The following is a 15,684-nucleotide window of genomic DNA, read 5'->3' on the forward strand; positions in this document are numbered from 1 at the left end:
ACGCAATGGATAGGCTTTTTTTGGTTTCATACAAAGAGGAGGGAAGTCCAATGAAAAAAGGTTTTTGGAAAGAGGGGCATTGGCCGACGCTGCTAGGCTCTTTGCTTTACTTTGATGTCAGCTTCATGCTCTGGGTCATGCTGGGAGCGACAAGCGTGTTCATTACACAGGAGATTCCGATGACGCCGTCGCAGAAAGGCTTGATGGTTGCCATCCCGATTCTCGGCGGCTCCATCTTCCGCATTCTGATGGGGGTGCTGACCGATACGATCGGCGGCAGAAAAACGGCGATCCTGGGCATGTGTCTGACGATGATTCCGCTCGCAGCTTTATGGTTATTTGCCGGTTCGATTCCTGAGCTTTATGCATACGGGTTTTTGCTAGGGATTGCCGGAGCCAGCTTCGCGGCCGCTCTGCCGTTGGCCAGCCGCTGGTATCCTCCGCATTATCAAGGGCTCGTGATGGGAATAGCCGGAGCGGGGAATAGCGGTACGCTGTTTGCGACCTTGTTCGCCCCGCGATTGGCCAATTACTTCGGCGATTGGCATCCGGTGTTCGGTTTGGCGATGATTCCGCTGTTCGTGGTTATTGTGACGTTTGTGTTGATCGCGAAGGATTCCCCGAATCAACCAGCTCCGAAAAAAGCGACTGAATATATGCAAGTGCTGAAAGAGAAGGATGCATGGCTGTTTAACTTTTTCTACTTCATCACCTTTGGCGGTTTTGTCGGCATGACCAGTTTTCTGCCCATCTTCATCCATGACCAGTATGGATTGGATTCGGTGCGTACCGGGGATTTCGTGACGATGTGCGTGGTGGCCGGCAGCATATGCCGTCCGATCGGCGGATGGCTGGCAGACCGGGTCGGCGGCGTGGCAGTGCTCAAAGTATTGTTTTTCCTGATCGCGATCTTGCTCAGTGTCTCGTCCCAGCTGCTCCCTTTCTGGCTGCAAATGACGGTGCTGTTCCTGATCATGATGGGATACGGCATGGGAAATGGCGCTGTATTTCAGCTGGTGCCGCTGCGTTTCCAACAGGAAATTGGCGTCGTTACAGGGATTGTAGGCGCTGCAGGCGGTATCGGCGGTTTCTTCCTGCCGACCATCCTCGGGTTCTTCAAGGAATTGACGGGTACCTATACGGCTGGGTTGTTGTTTTTGACGATTATCGTATCGATTGCAGCCTGGATGATGCTGGCTGTGGGAGGGAGGTTCGCCTATGCGAGAAGAGAGCGGGTTGCAGAGCAACTTCCTTGACCATTTCCGCGACCTGGCCAGCAAGTATTCGCGTACCGAAACCGCTCTGTCCCAATGCCCGTACTGCAGCATGCAATGCAGCATGCAGGTGCATAAAGAACACTCCTACTATTCATCTCGTCATGTCATCACACCGCATAAAGCCGATCCCGTCAATCAAGGCAGAATGTGCGTAAAAGGGATGGAGTCCCATACTCCGGCATTGGATAAAGGCCGATTGCAGACGCCGCTCCTGCGCCGCAACGGCAAGCATGTGCCCGTCTCATGGAAGACAGCGATGGATTGGTTTGGACGAAAAATCAAAATGCTGCAAAGACAGTATGGCAAGGATGCCGTCAGCGTCTATGGCGGCGGCTCCTTGACCAATGAGGAGAGCTATTTGCTCGGGAAATTTGCCCGTGTCGCCCTGCAGACCAGACATATCGACTACAATGGCCGCTTTTGCATGTCGTCGGCTGCATCCGCGAGCAATCAAGTGTTCGGCATCGACCGGGGCATGACCAATCCGCTTTCGGACCTGCTGCTAACCAAATGCGTCATCCTGGCAGGCACGAACATCGCGGACTGCCAGCCGACGATGATGGCCTATCTGCGCAAAGCGAAGGCCAATGGCGCAGTGATCATCGCGATTGATCCGCGGGTCACCGGCACGACCAAAATCGCCGATCTGCATTTGCAATTGAAGCCGGGAACAGATGCGATTCTGGCAAGCGGTCTGTTGAAGGTGATCGTGGATGAAGGTTTTGTAAACGAGACCTTTGTCCAGCAACATACGACAGGTGCGGAGGAACTGCTCGAGCACCTGCGCAGCATCGATCTGCAGCAGGTGGCCGCCATTACCGGTGTTCCTGTCGATATGATCGGCTTGGCCGCCCGCGCTTACGGAAAAGCGGAAAGCGGCATGCTTTTCACGGCGCGAGGGGTCGAACAGCATGCCACGGGTGTGAAAAATGTATGCAGCTATCTCAATATGGTCCTGTTGACGGGCAAAATCGGCTCACCGGGCAATGGCTATGGCGCTGTCACGGGTCAGGCCAACGGGCAAGGCGGACGTGAGCATGGCCAGAAGGCGGATCAGCTGCCGGGCTATCGCTTGATCGAGAATCCGGAGCATCGCCGCCACATCGCACAGGTGTGGGGGATCAAAGAGAGCAAGCTCCCGCGTAAAGGGATTCCGGCTTACGAGCTGTTTCCCGCGATCATGCGGGGCGACATCCGCAGTATGATCGTGCTCTCCTCCAATCCGGTCGTGTCCAACCCGAATGCCCACCTGGTGGAGGAAGCCTTGAAAAGGCTGGATGCTTTGATTGTCATCGACTTGTATTATTCGGAGACCGCCAAGCTGGCCGACCTGATCCTGCCCGGTTCCTCCCATCTGGAGGACGAAGGGACGATGACGACATTGGAAGGCAGGGTCACGCTGCGCAGGGCCGTCAGTCCGCTTCCTGGCAAGGCGAGGCTGGATTGGCAGATCCTGTGCGACATGGCGGTGGCCCTCGGAAAAAGAAAAGGGTTCTCCTACGCATCGGCAGAGGAGATTTTCGAGGAGCTGCGGATCGCCAGCAAGGGAGGAATCGCCGACTATTCCGGCATCACCTATGCACGGATGGAGCAGGAAAACGGGGTATTCTGGCCGTGCAAAAGGGAAGAGGAGGCGGGAGTGGTCCGGCTGTTTGAGGATGGGCGGTTCTATCATGCGGATGGCAAAGCCCGCCTCATCGCCGTATCCCGGACGCTTCCCGCAGAGCCTACGGATGACAAATTCCCGATCATTCTTACTACGGGCCGCGTCATGCAGCATTACCTCAGCGGGGTCCAGACCAGGCGGACACCGGCACTACGGGAAAAAGTGCCCGAGCCATTTGTGCAGATTCATCCCGACACCGCGAGGAAGTGCGGGCTGCAGGAGGGAGAGCGGGCAAGGCTAGTATCCAGACGGGGAGAAATTCAGCTGGCGGTCCGGTTTTCAGCCGACATTCGCACCGATACGGTTTTCGTTCCGTTTCACTGGGGAGATGAGCAGTGCATCAATCGTTTGACACTGCCGACGATGGATCCGCAGAGCGGCATGCCATCCTTCAAGGCATGTGCAGTGCGCGTAGAGCCGATTCACGCGACCATTCAAGGAGAGGAGCAGATGGAAGATGAAAAAGAAAAAGTTGTTGCTTATCGGTAATGGGATGGCGGGGGTCAACGTCATTGAGCACATCCTGAAGCTGGCCGACGATCGATTTGAGATCACCATTTTTGGCAAAGAACCGCATCCCAACTACAATCGGATCCTGCTTTCCTCCGTCCTGGCGGGAGAAGCGCAGATGCAGGAGATCGTCCTGAACGACTGGGAGTGGTATGGAGAGCGGGGCATCCGGCTGCATACGGGAATCGAAGTCACACAGATTGATACCGATGCCAAAAAAGTGTACACGGACGCTGGCATGGAAGCGGATTATGACGAGCTGATCATCGCGACAGGCTCCCTTCCTTTCATGCTGCCGGTGCCGGGGGCAGATAAAGAAGGGGTCATTGCCTTTCGGGATATCAAGGATACCGAGACGATGATCGAGACAGCGAAGCACTATCGGAATGCCGTCGTGATCGGGGGAGGTCTGCTCGGTCTGGAGGCAGCCCGTGGATTATTGCATTTGAATATGAACGTGTCTGTCGTCCATCTCATGGATACGTTGATGGAGAGACAGCTGGACCCGACCGCTGCCAAAATGCTGCAAGCGGAGCTGGAGCAGCAAGGGATGAAGTTCCTTCTGGAAAAACAGACAGCCGAGTTGCTTGGGGAAGAGCGGGTCACGGCCGTGCAATTCAAGGACGGCACGACAGCTCCTGCTGATCTGGTAGTGATGGCGGTTGGGATTCGTCCCAATGTCGGGTTGGCCAAAGCTAGCGGCATCGAGGTCAATCGGGGGATCGTCGTCAATGACTGGATGGAAACGAGCGTCCCGCATGTCTATGCTGTCGGCGAGTGTGCAGAGCACCAAGGCATCGTCTATGGCCTGGTGGCGCCGCTGTGGGAGCAAGGAGCCGTGCTTGCGAAGCACCTGTGCGGTGTCGAAACCGCTCCTTACAAAGGCTCGGTCGTCTCCACAAAATTAAAGATTTCCGGGGTCGATGTCTTTTCCGCCGGTGATTTTACCGATCGCCCGGACCGCCGCGCGATTCGTGTCCATGATGAGTGGACGGGGATCTACAAAAAGCTGGTGATTCAGGATGGCAAGATTGTAGGCAGCGTCCTCTTCGGGGACACCTCGGACAGCTCGCGCGTGTTCAAATGGGTACGGGAGCAGGCGGAATTAACTCCCGAGATCCATGGCCTCTTTACGGGGGTGGGCGCTCAAAAGGAAACAGGGAACGGGGGCTCCGTCGTAGCCTCGATGGCGGACGACGAGCTCATTTGCGGATGCAATGGGGTCACGAAAGGAGCGATTGTCACTGCGATCAAGGACAAAAATCTCTCGACGGTAGACGAGATCAAAGGATGCACGGGAGCTTCCCGTTCTTGCGGGGGCTGCAAGCCGCTCGTCGCGCAGCTGCTCCAGCATGTGAAGGGCGAAGAGTATGCAGCTGATCAGGCGCCGGAGGAAGCGGTCTGCTCTTGCACGACGCTTACCCGCGATCAGGTGGTGCAGGCGATCCGCGAACAGCACCTGACCCACACGCGCGAAGTGATGCATGTGCTGGGATGGAAAAATGAAGAAGGCTGCTCCAAATGCCGCCCTGCGCTGAACTATTACATCGGCATGGTCTGGCCCGAGGAGCACGAGGATGAGCGGACATCTCGCTTTGTGAATGAGCGGATGCATGCCAATATTCAAAATGACGGGACCTACTCGGTCGTACCGCGGATGTATGGCGGTGTATCCACGCCCGAGGAGCTGCGCCGGATTGCCGATGTGGCTGAAAAATACAAGGTGCGCATGGTCAAATTGACTGGCGGACAGCGAATTGACCTGCTGGGTGTGAAAAAGGAAGACCTGCCTGCCATCTGGAGCGAGCTGGGCATGCCTTCTGGGTACGCGTACGGCAAGGCGGTGCGAACCGTCAAAACATGTGTCGGAGAAAGCTTCTGCCGCTTCGGTACGCAAAACTCCATTCAAATGGGGATTGACATCGAAAAACGGTTTGAACGGCTGCAGACCCCGGCAAAAGTCAAAATGGCCGTATCGGCTTGCCCGCGCAACTGTGCGGAATCGGGCATCAAGGATCTCGGAGTCGTGGGTGTTGACGGCGGCTGGGAGCTGTATGTAGGCGGCAATGGCGGCGTCAAGCTGCGGGCCGGCGATCTGCTGTGCAAGGTGAAGACCTCTGAGGAGGTGTTGGAAATCACCGGGGCATATCTCCAATATTATCGGGAAACCGGGCGTTACGGAGAACGGACTTCCGAATGGGTGGAACGGTTAGGCCTCACCGCGATTCGCCAAGCGGTCGTGGAAGACCGGGAATATCGCCGGGAGCTGCTGGCACGGGTCGACGTGGCATTGGCTCAGCTCTCCGATCCATGGCAGGAGGTCACGCAAAATGAACGACTGCGCAAAACCATGTACGAAGAGATACACGTCTCGCCATAAGAGTGGCAAAGAAGGGAGAGGGGCAGCTTGAAACAAGTAATCGTGGGAAATCTCGGAGAAATTCCGCCAGCCAGCGGCAAGGTCGTTCACATAGGGGATCAGGAAATCGTCATTTTCCGATTGTCAACCGGGGAGTATCGGGCGGTGGAAAACCGTTGTCCACATAAAGGCGGGCCGCTGGCGGAAGGGATCATCAGCGGGAAGTTTGTCTATTGTCCGCTGCATGATTGGAAAGTAAGTCTGGAGGATGGAAAGGTACAAGCGCCGGATCATGGATGTGTCCAAACGTATCCGATCCGGTTGCGGGATGGCATGCTGTGCATCGAGATGGTTGAGCAGCTGCAATAGCGTCAGATGGAAGAAAAGCTCCGTCAAAGCTTTGGCGGAGCTTTTTGGAATGGCAAATCACAAGTAGCCCCTCCCAGACAAGCGAATGGCGCTTGCCCAAAGAGGGGCTGTTCGACCAACTATTTTCAATTCTGCTGATAGAGGGGGAGACATACACGAAAAGTAGTGCCGAGACCCAGCTTGCTGTGAACGTCGATCGTTCCTTCAAAGTGGTCAACCAATTGTTTTACCATAAACAAACCGATGCCTTGACCGCTTTGTTCCTGATTGATCTTTTCGTACTTATGGTACAGCTTGGCAATCTGTTCTTCGGACATGCCGACTCCCGTATCTGAGATTTCAATGACCAAGGAGCCTGCTTCTGCGCGTACCTCGACTGCTACGGTTTCTCCTTCGTAGCTGTACTTGATCGCATTGCTTAACAGATTCGAGACGATCATTTTATAGCCCATCAGGTTGCTGGACAACGTTTCATTGCCGGTGAGCTGGATATCAGTCCTTAGCGTTATGTTTTGCGTCTGGGCCTTGATGTTCATGATATCGATCACGTCATTCGTTGCAGGGCCGGCCAGGATCCGCTTTTTTTGCCAAAGCGCATCAGTGGACAGCATTTGTTCTGTATGGATAATGTGCGAGATTTCGTTATCAATGACGACGGCATAGTTTTTGATGGCTTCCAGCTTTTGACGCCGCTGTTCATCCTGCTCCTCTTCACGCAACATGCTGGCGTAGGCCTTGATCACCGTCAACGGATTCCTCACTTCATGGGAGACGACATGCACGAAGTCCAGCTTTTGCTTGTATAAATCCATTTCCGAGTCGATCGTTTTTTGGATGGACAGAGACGGAAAAGAGATGGGGGGGTGCTGGTCGGATGATTTGTAAAGCGAGCTTTGGACGAGTTGGTCATCCGTCATGACATATTCATGGCATTTCGACATCTCGATCAAAATGGTGGCTGGAACTGAGTTGCTGTTATAGGCACATACAGTGGTGTAGCCGACATCGGAAATGGTGATATCGCAGCTGCATTCATACTTGTGCAATTTGCTCATGATGTCTTCTTGCTCCATCCAGTCAACATGACCCCATATGCGGACTGTAAGCTCTTGCTGCAAAAATGGGTCAATCACTTTGTGAAAGTTCAACAGTATGCGATTGAAATGGAAGTCCTGATACATCTCATAAAATTCATAATTGTCAATATAATGAATGCGGCTATGATCAACGGAGCCCAGCCTGTCCGTCACAAGCTGCCAGCGTTCGCGTGAATCGATGAAATTAATGTGGTGACCAAGCTCCAGTCCTGACGTGATATAGGAGATCGCATTCTCGATGTATCCTTCTATGGAATGATAAAAATAGAGGATATGGGAGCCTTGGTTTACATGCAAGAAACTGGTCAGCGGCACTAATGTATTCATGGAATCCTCCTGTGTCTAGAGCTGCATCACAGTACATGTTCGATTCCCCCAACAAAGTTCCTTCTTTCCAGTCATGAATCGTTTACTTCTATCCAACAAAAAAACCGATTCGACAACAACTGCTGTCAATCGGTTTCCCTTGCGTATTCAGCTTTCTTTTCGACTGTCGGCATAGCTTGCGATCAGCAGGACAGCCGTCTCATCACCGACATTTTTGACGATATGGGGAGAACAGGCCTTCCAGGAAAAAGTGTCTCCTTCCTCCAACACCGCCATATCCTCGCCTTGCTGTGCAAGCACTTTTCCTTTCAGCACATAGTGAACCTCTTCGCCATCATGCACGTTTGTTTCTTCGTTTTGGGGATAACCCGGCGGAATTTCGATTAATAATAGTTGTAATCCCCCTTCTTTTCCCAGCGTTTCCACACGGATATTATCTTTTCCGTACAAGCTGACTTTCCGTTCGTCTTTTTTGACGATTTTCATCCGCTCCTCTTTCTTCAAGAGAAAATAGGGAAGCGGCACCTGCAAATATTCCGCAATGCTTTCCAATGTGGCGATCGAAGGGGATGTTTTGTTATTTTCAATCAGGCTCATAAACCCTTTGGACAGCCCTGTTCCTTCACAGATCTGTGCGATGGTGATCCCGCGTTTTTTGCGGATGCTGCGAATCGCTGAACCGATATCCATGACTCTCACCTTTTCGTTTTCATTTAAAAAACTAATATTTATATTAACAAAAAAATCATTGACAGTCTATGCGGGATGGTGGTAACTTATTTACGCAGTATCATATGAATAATAGTTTTGTATTTAAAAACCTTTGGGAGGAATAGAAAATGAGCAAGAAGTTGATTCATACGTTGATTCGAGTTGGTTTTGGGGTCATTTTTATGGTGCATGGGATTGCCAAACTGCAGATGGGATTGGATAATGTCGCCGGATTTTTCGGCAGCCTGGGTCTTCCAGGATTCTTGGGGTATGTTGTTGCCTATCTTGAACTGATCGGCGGTATCGCGGTCATCCTGGGTGTGGGAACACGCGTGTTTGCAGTTCTTTTCGCCTTGCTGATGGCCGGTGCTACGCTCAAGGTGAAACTCAGCGGGGGACTGTTGGGGAACGGCCAGGGAGCAGGCTATGAGCTGGATCTGGCGCTTCTGTTGATCGCTCTGCACCTGATCATTTCCGATCAAAGCTACGCTCTGTCCAATCTGTGGAGCAAAAAAGAGTCGACGCGTAACATCCTGTCCTAAGACGCGCAAAGCGCAATTGCTGCATCAGGGAATACTAGTCTGCATGCATGGAATTTTGCCTGACAGACAGATAGAGCTGGACAAAGAATGACATTTCTTGGATGATAAAAAGGGTCGTTTCTTTCCGTAGGGAAGGAAAACGATCCTTGTTTTCGTATGGTGAAAATCGAAAGGAGTGTCTCCTATGCACATCATGAGCGCTTGTCTGGCAGGCTGCCATTGCCGATATGACGGAAAAGCAGTGCAAGAGGACCATCAGGATCTATTGAAAAAAGGAGAGGCGATCCCTGCTTGTCCCGAACAGTTGGGCGGACTGTCGACACCGCGAAATCCAGCGGAAATCGTTGGTGGCGATGGCTTTGACGTGCTGGATGGAAAAGCCCGGGTGATGGACAATCAAGGGAATGATGTAACCGAGCAATTTATCGCGGGTGCCCAGCAGGCGCTGCGGCTGGCGAAAAAGGCAGGGGTGACAAAAGCGATCCTCAAAGAAAACAGCCCTTCCTGTGGCAGCACATACCTGTATGATGGCAGCTTTACAGGCAAAAAGGTAAAGGGAATGGGCGTCACGGCTGCGTTGTTTGCGCGCAATGGAATTGAGGTCTCCTCCGAGCATTCTTTATAAAATTTTACTTGCATCCATTTTACATGTTCAGGTATGATTGGAATAATTCTACAAGGAAGGGTGACCTTTGGGCCGATGATCTACTAATCCGATTTTCCAAAAAGCATTCGTAGTCGATTTTTACGAACTTTTTCTGGATGGGATTAGTATGAGCATTTTTCATTGGCACAAAAGGCTGTACCCATGACCCTTGGTACTGCGTTTCTTTGTGTTCGCTCTGCCTCCTGTCCAGATGAACTGGGTAAGGAGGTTTTTTGTTTTGGAAAATAATCAAATGAAGCATGAAGAGAATTCGCTGCCCAAAGTGTCGATGATGGATTTGTTTCATAATCGCGTGGTGCGCACGATCTTGCTTTCTGCTCTTTTTCTCCAAATTGGCATTTGGGTACGGAATTACTCCATCTTGCTCTACGTGATGGAAAAGACGAACGAAGACCCTGTGGCTGTCTCGCTGATATCGGTGGCGGAGTTTGCCCCGATCTTTCTCTTCTCCTTTATCGGCGGGACCTTTGCAGATCGCTGGCGTCCCAAGCTGACGATGGTTTGGTGTGATGTGCTGAGCGCTGTGTCCATTTTTGTGGTGCTGCTCGCGCTTGTATTTGGAGGCTGGAAAGCGATCTTCTTTGCGACGCTTGTCTCTTCCATCCTTTCGCAGTTTTCCCAGCCTGCAGGGATGAAGCTGTTTAAACTGCACGTCCCGGAAGCGTTGATCCAGATGGGGATGTCGATGTATCAGACGCTCTTTGCATTGTTTATGATTCTCGGCCCTGTCCTCGGCACGTTTGTGTATCAGCACTACGGCATCAATACGGCGATTGGGATTATGGGTGTCGCATTCCTGCTGTCCGCTGCGGTTCTTGTCATGCTGCCTCCCGATCATGAGCCGGAGAAGAAGGAAGAGGCGACCTCGATTTGGCAGGAGATGAAAGCTGGTTTCCGCTATGTGCTGGACAATCAGGCACTGACCCGACTTGGCGGCTGTTTTGCTGCTGCCGGGTTTGCGATTGGCTTTACCCAGCCGTTGGCAATCTTTCTCGTGACAGAGCGTCTCGGTTTGCCGAAGGAGCAGCTGCAATGGTTGATGGCGGCGCATGGGATTGCGATGATCGTAGGCGGAGGCTTGCTGATGGGGCTGGTCAAAAATGCGAATCCGCTGAAGCTGTTGATCTTTGGGATGGCGGTGAGCTCCTGTGGCATTTTTATCATGGGGTTGTCAACCGAGATGTGGCTGACACTGGCGGCTGAATTCCTCGTCGGACTGGTCATGCCTTGCGTCCACATTGGGATCAATACCATGATTTTGCAGAATACAGAGGCTGCCTTTGTCGGGCGCGTAAACGGGATCTTGAACCCGCTTTTCATGGGGGCGATGGTCCTGACGATGGCGCTCGCAGGCAAGCTGAAAGAAGTGTTTTCGCTCGTATCCATCTTTGGCGTGTCTACCGTATTGTTCGTACTTGGAATCATTGTCCTGGTGCCGTTGTTGAAGCGAACGGTTTCTCCGCAAAGGATGGCAGAGGGAAATGAATAATAGCTGAATACGGGAAAGGGATATGGCTGCGGTCGTATCCCTTTTTTTTGGTGGAAAAAGTTCCTATCCTCATCAGTGCAGCCAGGCTCCGCCAAAGCCTTGCGAAGCCAAGTTTTCAACTTTCCAAGCGCCCATTTTGCGAAGCAGCGGATGTACCTAGTCACCCGCACAGTGGCACAGGAATAGAGTTAAATAGGCGAATGGATCGAGAAAATAGTGAAAATTGGAGGAAAAGAAGAATATTCATACTTGACTGATCGGAATTATTGGATTAAACTCAATCCCAAGGTTTGGTAATCTCGACCCTGAATCCTTACTAAATCACTCAAGATGATCGAGTTGGGGGAAGGCGCATGAAAATCTCGAGCAAAGGCGAATATGCATTGCGTGCTCTGTTGGTGCTGGGTCAGCATGAGGGGAAGGTCCTGTCCATTGCAGACATCTCCGATAAAACCTTGGTCCCCATCAGCTACTTGGAGCAGATCCTCCTTCAATTGAAAATGCTCGGGCACGTCAAAAGCAAACGCGGATCCAGAGGAGGCTACTCCCTGCGGACGAACCCCGCCGATGTCAATATCGGCGATGTCATTCGCCGGCTGGAAGGCCCCTTGGCACCGATGGGTTGTGCAAGCATTACCTCTTATGAGCCGTGTATTTTGGAGCCGACGTGTTTGTTGAAACCGCTGTGGACACGAATACGTGACACAGTCGCGCAAATCCTGGAGGAGACGACACTGGCTGACTTATTGGATAGAAGGTTTAGTCGATGATAGGAGGAGAACAGGATGTCATTGTCTAACGCTCGGGACACTCGTGAGGAATGGCTGCAGCGCATTGTGCGTGCGCTGGAAGGGCTGGAATACGGCTCGGTGCAGATCGTGGTGCACGATTCGCAGATCACCCAGATTGAACGGCTGGAGAAGCATCGGTTTCCGTTGGAGAAAGCACAGACCGCGGCAAAACCGAGTTATACGAAAAAATAGAGAAAAGCGCAGCTGATCGGACAACCGAAGGCTCCCGGACACGTGTACATGCACGGGTCTGCGGAGCCTTTTTCCCTTTATTTCATTCTTAAGTGGGTCTATCGAAAAAGGAGAGAAGAAAGATGAACATGCAAAAGTACCTTTCATTCATGCTGGCGGGAACTCTGTTCCTCGGCCTTGCAGGCTGCGGAGGAGGTGGTGCGGCGACGGTGGCTGGCACTAACAGCGCAGCTAGCGGGCAAGAACCAAAGCAAGCCGCATCTCTTCCCGCCGTTGAATTGCTGAACGTTTCCTATGATCCGACGCGGGAGCTGTATGAGTCGTTTAACAAAAGCTTCGCTGCGCACTGGAAGCAAACAAAAGGGCAGGATGTAACGATCAAGCAGTCCCACGGCGGCTCGGGGAAACAGTCTCGCTCGGTTATCGATGGGTTGGAAGCGGACGTCGTGACGCTCGCACTGGCGTATGATATCGATGCCTTGACAGCGCCCGGCCTGATTCCTGCAAATTGGCAGGAGCGGTTACCGGACAACAGCTCTCCGTATACATCCACGATTGTCTTTCTGGTGCGCAAGGGAAACCCAAAGCAAATCAAAGACTGGGATGATCTGGTGAAGCCAGGGGTGCAGGTCATCACGCCCAACCCCAAGACGTCCGGGGGCGCCCGCTGGAACCATCTGGCGGCATGGGGCTTCGCCTTGAAGAAGTATGGCGGAGATGAGGCAAAAGCGAGCGAATTTTTAAAGCAGCTCTATAAAAACGTTCCGGTGCTGGACTCCGGCGCTCGAGGCGCTACGACAACCTTTGTCGAGCGAGGTATTGGCGATGTGCTCTTGGCCTGGGAAAACGAAGCGTTCCTGGCCGTGAACGAGCTGGGAAAAGACAAAGTCGAGATCGTCGCTCCGCCGACCAGCATTTTGGCTGAGCCGCCCGTCGCCGTAGTGGATAAAGTCGTCGATAAAAAGGGAACGCGTGAAGTCGCAGAGGCGTATTTGAAATATTTGTACACCGAGGAAGGACAAAAAATAGCCGCGGAAAATTTCTATCGCCCGCGTCTGGAAGCGGTAGCGAAGCAATACGAAGACAAGTTCCCGAAAATCGAGCTGTTCACGATCAAGGATGTGGCGGGCGACTGGAAAAACGCACAGGAGAAGCATTTCGCGGATGGCGCTCTCTTTGATCAGATTTACCAACCATAACGCTCAGGGAAAGGTGCTGGGGAGACGAACATGGGGAAACAACGAAGAGTGATCCCGGGCTTTGGGCTTACTTTGGGATACACGGTTATTTATCTGAGTTTGCTGGTCTTGATACCACTCGGGGTGCTCCTGCTGAAAACCACCTCGCTCAGCTTCGAGCAGTTTTGGCAAATCGCCACGGCGGATCGGGTGTTGGCTTCCTACCGGGTCAGCTTTTTCTCCGCCTTGAGTGCGGCGCTGATCAACAGTGTCTTCGGGCTCGTCGTCGCGTGGGTGCTGGTGCGCTTTTCCTTTCCGGGGAAAAGGGTGCTGGATATGCTGGTCGATCTTCCGTTTGCGTTGCCGACAGCGGTGGCGGGCATCTCCCTGACTGCGGTGTTTGCTCAAAACGGCTGGATCGGCCAGTATCTGGAGGCATGGGGCATCAAGGTGGCCTTTACCCCGTTAGGTGTGGTCGTCGCCTTGATTTTTATCGGCATTCCCTTCGTAGTTCGGACCGTCCAGCCGGTTTTGGCGGAGATCGACAAGCAGGTGGAGGAAGCGGCCGCCACGCTGGGCGCCAGTGCCTGGCAAACGTTTCGGCGCGTGATCTTTCCACAGCTGTTTCCGGCGCTGCTGACAGGTTTTTCGCTCGCGTTTGCCCGATCGCTGGGAGAGTATGGCTCCGTCGTCTTTATTTCCGGCAATATGCCGATGAAAACGGAAATCACACCCCTCATCATCATGACGAAGCTGGAGCAGTTCGACTACACCGGGGCGACGGCGATTGCGACCGTCATGCTGGCCGCCTCCTTTGTCCTGCTGCTGTTCATCAATCTCCTGCAGTGGAGATGTAGCAAGCATCAACTGCCGTACTAACGAAGGGAGATGTACCTTGTGACAACAGGAAATCGCAAAGCAAAAGATCGCTGGGTGCGGGCAGGGTTGCTGCTGATCGCCGTGCTGTTCCTCGGGATCTTTTTGATTGTGCCGCTCGTCGCTGTATTCGCGAAAGCGCTGGAGGAGGGGGTATCCGTCTATGCAGCTGCCGTGGCGGAATCCGATGCATTGGCGGCAATCAAGCTGACGCTGCTAATCACAGGGATTGTCGTACCGCTCAATTTGATTTTCGGGCTGGCAGCCGGCTGGTGCATCGCGAAGTTTTCCTTTCCTGGAAAAAGCTTTTTGCTTACGCTGATCGATCTGCCATTTGCCGTTTCTCCTGTGATTTCCGGCTTGATTTTTGTCTTGGTGTTCGGAGCGCAGGGACTTCTGGGACCTTGGCTGGATCAATACAATGTGAAGATCATCTTTGCGGTGCCGGGGATCGCGCTGGCGACGGCGTTCGTCACGTTTCCGTTTGTGGCCAGAGAGCTGATCCCGATCATGCAGTCCCAAGGGAAGGAAGAAGAGGAAGCTGCGCTCACCTTGGGGGCGAATGGCTGGAAAACCTTTTGGCGGATCACCATTCCCAATATCAAATGGGGGCTGCTGTATGGCGTCATCCTCTGCAGCGCCCGGGCGATCGGGGAGTTTGGAGCCGTTTCGGTCGTATCGGGCCATATCCGGGGGATGACGAACACCGTTCCCTTGCATGTGGAGATTTTGTACAACGAGTATCAGTTTGTTGCATCCTTTGCGGTAGCGTCGATTCTGACCTTGCTCGCTATCGCCACCCTGATTGCGAAAAGCATCATCGAAGAGAGGAGCCACGTCCATTGAGCATAGAGGTACGCAATCTTTCAAAGGATTATGGACAGCAAGCCGCTGTCACCCACATCAATCTGCAGATCAATACGGGGGAAATGGTCGCATTTCTAGGGCCATCCGGTTCGGGGAAAACGACGCTGCTGCGTCTGATTGCCGGCCTGGAAGAGGCAAAGGAAGGGCAAATCCTTGTCGATGGGATCGATACCCAGGAGCAAACCATCCAGGAACGAAAGGTCGGCTTCGTGTTTCAGCATTATGCCCTTTTTCGCCATATGAGCGTGTTCGACAACATCGCGTTTGGCCTGGAGGTCCGTTCCCGCAAAACGAGGCCGTCCAAACCAGAGATCAAAAGGCGCGTAGAGGAACTGCTGCGTCTCATCCAGCTGGAGGGGATGGGAGACCGGCTCCCCGCGCAGCTGTCCGGCGGGCAAAGACAAAGGGTGGCGCTGGCCAGAGCGCTTGCGATCGAGCCGAGGGTGCTGCTCCTCGACGAGCCGTTTGGAGCGCTGGATGCCAAGGTGCGGCATGAGCTGCGCGATTGGCTGCGTCAGCTGCAGAAGAAGCTGAGCATCACCACGATTTTCGTCACGCATGACCAGGAGGAAGCACTCGCCATAGCCGATCGGGTGGTCGTGATGAATCAAGGGAAGATCGAGCAGTTTGGGACGGCGGAGGAAGTGTATCAGCGCCCGGCTACGCCGTTTGTCCGCAGTTTTTTGGAGCGCAGCGGTGTAAGGCGAGGAGTAGAGGAAGTCGCAGTTCAGGCAGGGGTCATATAGGGCGATGATCAATCCATTTT

Annotated in this window: 14 protein-coding genes and 1 pseudogene; 13 read left to right on the forward strand and 2 right to left on the reverse strand. The window is 53.2% G+C overall.

Annotated features, from left to right (window positions below; translation table 11 throughout):
* The first annotated feature begins 50 nt into the window (after positions 1 to 50).
* From EIZ37_RS01220 to nirD, 4 genes are read left to right on the forward strand one after another with little or no spacing between them, the layout of a single operon-like run.
* Complete coding sequence (locus EIZ37_RS01220; protein WP_134682724.1) at positions 51 to 1,256, forward strand: nitrate/nitrite transporter; 1,206 nt, start codon at positions 51 to 53, stop codon at positions 1,254 to 1,256.
* A complete protein-coding gene (nasC, locus tag EIZ37_RS01225; protein WP_407921105.1) occupies positions 1,237 to 3,432 on the forward strand; it encodes an assimilatory nitrate reductase catalytic subunit NasC in 2,196 nt (731 codons plus the stop codon). The genes EIZ37_RS01220 and nasC overlap by 20 nt, the downstream gene beginning before the upstream one ends.
* Positions 3,401 to 5,833 (forward strand): nitrite reductase large subunit NirB, encoded by a 2,433-nt coding sequence (nirB, locus tag EIZ37_RS01230; RefSeq protein ID WP_134682726.1) that lies wholly within the window; start codon positions 3,401 to 3,403, stop codon positions 5,831 to 5,833. Before nasC ends, nirB begins: the two co-directional genes overlap by 32 nt.
* 27 nt (positions 5,834 to 5,860) lie before the next feature.
* Complete coding sequence (gene nirD / locus EIZ37_RS01235; protein ID WP_134682727.1) at positions 5,861 to 6,181, forward strand: nitrite reductase small subunit NirD; 321 nt, start codon at positions 5,861 to 5,863, stop codon at positions 6,179 to 6,181.
* 125 nt (positions 6,182 to 6,306) lie between these two features.
* Here nirD and EIZ37_RS01240 read toward each other — a convergent pair whose 3' ends face one another.
* Positions 6,307 to 7,605, reverse strand: a complete 1,299-nt coding sequence (locus EIZ37_RS01240; RefSeq protein ID WP_134682728.1) for an MEDS domain-containing protein — start codon at positions 7,603 to 7,605, stop codon at positions 6,307 to 6,309.
* A gap of 147 nt (positions 7,606 to 7,752) precedes the next feature.
* Entirely contained in the window at positions 7,753 to 8,295 is a 543-nt protein-coding gene (locus tag EIZ37_RS01245) for a helix-turn-helix domain-containing protein (RefSeq protein ID WP_134682729.1), read from the reverse strand.
* Between the two features lie 149 nt (positions 8,296 to 8,444).
* On the opposite strand from EIZ37_RS01245, the gene EIZ37_RS01250 reads away from it, so the two are divergent.
* The 9 genes and pseudogenes from EIZ37_RS01250 to EIZ37_RS01290 form a co-directional block, all read left to right on the forward strand.
* On the forward strand, positions 8,445 to 8,858 hold the full coding sequence (locus EIZ37_RS01250) for a DoxX family protein (RefSeq protein ID WP_134682730.1): 414 nt from the start codon (positions 8,445 to 8,447) through the stop codon (positions 8,856 to 8,858).
* Positions 8,859 to 9,042: 184 nt separating this feature from the next.
* Complete coding sequence (locus tag EIZ37_RS01255) at positions 9,043 to 9,483, forward strand: DUF523 domain-containing protein (protein WP_134682731.1); 441 nt, start codon at positions 9,043 to 9,045, stop codon at positions 9,481 to 9,483.
* A gap of 274 nt (positions 9,484 to 9,757) precedes the next feature.
* Positions 9,758 to 11,014, forward strand: coding sequence for an MFS transporter (locus tag EIZ37_RS01260; RefSeq protein WP_235827867.1), 1,257 nt, complete (start codon positions 9,758 to 9,760; stop codon positions 11,012 to 11,014).
* A 353-nt stretch (positions 11,015 to 11,367) separates the two neighbouring features.
* Complete coding sequence (locus EIZ37_RS01265) at positions 11,368 to 11,784, forward strand: RrF2 family transcriptional regulator (RefSeq protein WP_134682732.1); 417 nt, start codon at positions 11,368 to 11,370, stop codon at positions 11,782 to 11,784.
* Positions 11,785 to 11,799: 15 nt separating this feature from the next.
* On the forward strand, positions 11,800 to 11,997 hold the full coding sequence (locus EIZ37_RS01270) for a YezD family protein (protein WP_134682733.1): 198 nt from the start codon (positions 11,800 to 11,802) through the stop codon (positions 11,995 to 11,997).
* Positions 11,998 to 12,119: 122 nt separating this feature from the next.
* Positions 12,120 to 13,196 (forward strand): sulfate ABC transporter substrate-binding protein, encoded by a 1,077-nt coding sequence (locus EIZ37_RS01275; protein WP_235827852.1) that lies wholly within the window; start codon positions 12,120 to 12,122, stop codon positions 13,194 to 13,196.
* 30 nt (positions 13,197 to 13,226) lie between these two features.
* Positions 13,227 to 14,054: a sulfate ABC transporter permease subunit CysT gene (gene cysT / locus EIZ37_RS01280; RefSeq protein WP_134682734.1), complete on the forward strand. Its 828-nt coding sequence runs from the start codon at positions 13,227 to 13,229 to the stop codon at positions 14,052 to 14,054.
* Positions 14,055 to 14,063: 9 nt separating this feature from the next.
* On the forward strand, positions 14,064 to 14,897 hold the full coding sequence (gene cysW, locus EIZ37_RS01285; RefSeq protein WP_134682735.1) for a sulfate ABC transporter permease subunit CysW: 834 nt from the start codon (positions 14,064 to 14,066) through the stop codon (positions 14,895 to 14,897).
* Positions 14,894 to 15,628, forward strand: a pseudogene (locus EIZ37_RS01290) (sulfate/molybdate ABC transporter ATP-binding protein); the annotation flags it as partial. The gene cysW and the pseudogene EIZ37_RS01290, both read left to right, overlap by 4 nt.
* Positions 15,629 to 15,684: the final 56 nt, after the last annotated feature.

The sequence above is a fragment of the Brevibacillus migulae genome, from assembly GCF_004521915.1.
Classification (GTDB): Bacteria; Bacillota; Bacilli; order Brevibacillales; family Brevibacillaceae; genus Brevibacillus_F; species Brevibacillus_F migulae.